Below are 3,416 nucleotides of genomic sequence, written 5' to 3' on the forward strand. Positions count from 1 at the left end.
CCCCAGCAGCCCCAAAGCCGGAACCGGGGGTGCCCACTACGTGGCACTGGCTCAGCAGTTTATCGAAAAAGTCCCAACTGGTTAAACCATTGGGCGTTTTCACCCATACATAGGGCGCATTGACGCCGCCATAAACGCTCAGACCGGCCTGGGTGAGCTGGTCGCGAATAATCGTGGCGTTTTCCATGTAGAAGCTGATCAAGGCCTGAATCTGACTTTGACCGGCTTCAGAATAGACGGCTTCCGCCCCTCGCTGCACAATGTAGGATACGCCGTTGAACTTCGTAGATTGGCGACGATTCCACAGGGAATGGAGATCTACCTCCGAGCCATCCGCGGCCTTGCCCTTCAAGGTTTTGGGCACCACGGTCAGCGCGCAACGGGTGCCGGTGAAGCCTGCGTTTTTGGAGAAGGAGCGAAATTCGATAGCACAGGTGCGAGCGCCCTCCAGTTCGTAGATGGAGTGGGGAATCGTGGGATCGGTGATGAAGGCTTCGTAGGCAGCATCAAAGAGCAGGATTGAACCATGGGCATTGGCGTAGTTCACCCAAGCCTGTAGGTGCTCACGGCTGGCCACGGCACCGGTGGGATTGTTGGGGAAACAGAGGTAGATCAGATCCACCGCTTGCTCTGGAATCTCAGCCGTGAAGTTATTGTCTGCTGAAATGGGTAGGTAGACTAAGCCATCGTATTCACCCTGATCGTTCGATGGGCCAGTATGTCCCGCCATCACGTTCGTGTCTACATAGACGGGATAAACGGGATCGGTGACGGCAATGGTGTTGTCGCTGCCCAGAATATCCAGAATATTGCCGCAGTCGCACTTGGAGCCATCTGAGATGAAGATTTCCGATGCATCAATATCGCAACCGCGGGCTTGAAAATCTTGAGCGGCAATCTTTTCCCGTAGCCATAGGTAGCCTTGCTCGGGGCCATAGCCGTGGAAGGTGGCGCGATCGCCCATGTCGTGGACGGCTTGGATCATGGCCGTGCGGCAAGCTTCGGGCAGGGGTTCCGTAACATCCCCAATGCCTAGCTTAATGATCGCTGCATCCGGATTAGCTGCTGCAAACGCATTCACCCGGCGTGCAATTTCAGGAAATAGGTAGCCAGCTTTAAGTTTGAGGTAATGGTTATTAATCGTTGCCATGTTGAATCGCTATGAACGCCCTCACCTAGCTTACCGCCAACTGTTGTGATCACGTCACTGTTATGATCAAGTCAATCAACATGAGGCTTGACATGGGACGATTGCAGCCAGGCGATGCGATTCAGGTGGTAGTGGCGGCAGATTGGGCAGAGGAGATTGAAGCCCTAGCCCAGCAGCTCAATTGCTCCTATGGGGAGGCGATCGCCCATCGACTGCGGCAAGCGGCGGCTCCTGTGGCTTCTCCTAGGGTTGAACAGGAGATTCAGGAACTGCGTGATCGCCTCGGCAAACTGGAGGGCGATCGCGCAGTTCCCATCGAGCTGGTCGTATTACGCGATCGCTTAACTCGGCTCGAACAATCCATCCTGCGCTGGGCAGCGTCGGGCTGGAGTCCAGAATTGCCCCGTGATTCTGGCATGACGTCAGCGATCGCTAACGATAACCAAGATGATGACGAGGATTATGAAGACGAACCCGATGAAATCCTCTATGATTTTCTAGACTTGTCTCAACCTCGGTCGGATGGATAAAGGACGGCAGAGGGAGACAGTTTGTCTGGGTATTGCTGAATCGTGATAGGGTTTACGCCAACGAACCGTGAGTGAGACGCTCACACTTCATTCCACCCTCAAGGTCATGTGAGCATCTTGCTCCCATTCCGGTGTATATCTTCGTTCAGCAACGCCGTTGTCTATTGAGTTCCCAAGTGCTTTAACCTTGTCGGGCTAAATCTATGACGTCATCTTCCTTGCCTCCTACCCTGTCTCCCGTTGCGCTGAACCTCAAAACTAAACTGGCCTATGGCACAGGTGAACTGTCGAGTGAAGTACCCGGCAGTATTTTAACGTTTTTCATTCTATTCTTTTTAACGAATGTAGCTGGTCTAAACCCTGGTCTAGCAGGTAGCGTATTGCTAGTAGCCCATATCTGGGATGCAGCACTAGATCCGGTCGTGGGCTACTTAAGCGATCGTACCCAGTCATCGTGGGGCAAGCGCTATCCCTGGATGCTGGCGGGATCCTTACCCTTGGGGCTTAGTTTTTTTCTGTTCTGGTTAGTGCCACCCCTACCTAGCAAAGGCTGGCTGTTTGGCTACTATATCGCGATCGCTATTTTATTCTACACGGCCTACACCATGGTCGTGATACCCTTTTCTACTCTTGGAGCAGAGCTAACCCAAACCTACCATGAGCGCACCAATCTGATTAGCTTCAAAGCCGCGTTCAGCATTGGTAGCAGTATTTTTGCCCTGGTGTTAGCCCAGATTGTCCTAGGGGCAGTGTCCGATATTTTTATCCGCTATGCATTACTAGGAGGCATCTGTGGGGCGATCGCCTGCCTTGCCGTTTATGTTTGCATATGGGGAACGCGATCGCGCTTCCAGTGGATGCAGCAGGTGCGTACTCCGGTTCAGGCACCACCTCACTTAGCTCTGCTCCCTAATGTTTGGAGTGCTTTGCAAACGGGGCCATTTTGGTTTGTGGTAGGTATTTATCTTTGCTCTTGGCTGGGAGTGCAGGTCACTGCTGCCATTTTGCCTTACTTTGTCGTCAACTACATGGGTCTCTCTGAGGTTCATTTTACCCAGATGGCCCTAGCTGTTCAGGGCACGGCATTTCTAGCGATGAGCCTTTGGGGTTGGCTAGGGCAACGTATTGGAAAACAGGCTATCTACCTCATGGGCATTCCCCTGACGCTCATAGCTCAAGGTGGATTATTTATGCTCCAGCCAGGACAGGTTGCTGGCATGTATGGACTCGGCATCTTAGCTGGATTTGGCCTGGCTACTGCCTATATCGTACCTTGGTCGATGCTGCCTGATGTGGTAGATTTAGATGAACTGAATACCGGTCAGCGGCGGGAGGGTGTATTTTACGGCTTTGTGGTACAGCTTCAGAAAATTGCCGTGGCGATCGCCCTCTTTTTAGTTGGCAAGACCCTAGACTGGGCAGGTTTTGTGTCAACAACGGGCTCTCAGTCGGCTCTCCAGCCCAACACGGCCCTCATCGCCATTCGCTGGTTGGTTGGTCCGATCCCCAGCGTAGTCCTTATTGGCGGTCTGGTGTTGGTAGTTTTTTATCCCATCAGTAAAACTATCCACGATAGCATCCTGACCCAATTGAGCGATCGCCGCTTTCAATCTAGATCGTCTACCCGCGACGTGACAGATGAATGATGTCCCATCATTGTCCCAAGTACATAGATGATCTATCCCAAGTACATAACAACCCAACGCATATAAAATCTGCTTAAAGACCTCCTAGGT

At 52.4% G+C, this 3,416-nt stretch carries 3 protein-coding genes; 2 read left to right on the plus strand and 1 reads right to left on the minus strand.

Annotated elements, in window-relative coordinates; genetic code table 11:
• The coding region (locus tag V6D20_01940; GenBank protein ID HEY9814558.1) for an LL-diaminopimelate aminotransferase at positions 1 to 1,150 on the minus strand (1,150 nt) is incomplete at its 3' end.
• A gap of 92 nt (positions 1,151 to 1,242) precedes the next feature.
• Here V6D20_01940 and V6D20_01945 point away from each other — a divergent pair.
• Both V6D20_01945 and V6D20_01950 read left to right on the plus strand, forming a co-directional pair.
• Complete coding sequence (locus tag V6D20_01945; GenBank protein HEY9814559.1) at positions 1,243 to 1,680, plus strand: hypothetical protein; 438 nt, start codon at positions 1,243 to 1,245, stop codon at positions 1,678 to 1,680.
• Between the two features lie 203 nt (positions 1,681 to 1,883).
• Positions 1,884 to 3,326 carry an MFS transporter gene (locus V6D20_01950; GenBank protein ID HEY9814560.1) on the plus strand — a complete coding sequence of 481 codons (1,443 nt, stop codon included), beginning with the start codon at positions 1,884 to 1,886 and terminating at the stop codon, positions 3,324 to 3,326.
• Positions 3,327 to 3,416 lie beyond the last annotated feature (90 nt).

The organism is Candidatus Obscuribacterales bacterium (genome assembly GCA_036703605.1).
Classification (GTDB): domain Bacteria; phylum Cyanobacteriota; class Cyanobacteriia; order RECH01; family RECH01; genus RECH01.

Coding starts and splice junctions, on each gene's coding strand:
- V6D20_01945 (HEY9814559.1), top strand. CDS start 1,243: ATGGGACGATTGCAGCCAGGCGATGCGATTCAGGTGGTAGTGGCGGCA.
- V6D20_01950 (HEY9814560.1), top strand. CDS start 1,884: ATGACGTCATCTTCCTTGCCTCCTACCCTGTCTCCCGTTGCGCTGAAC.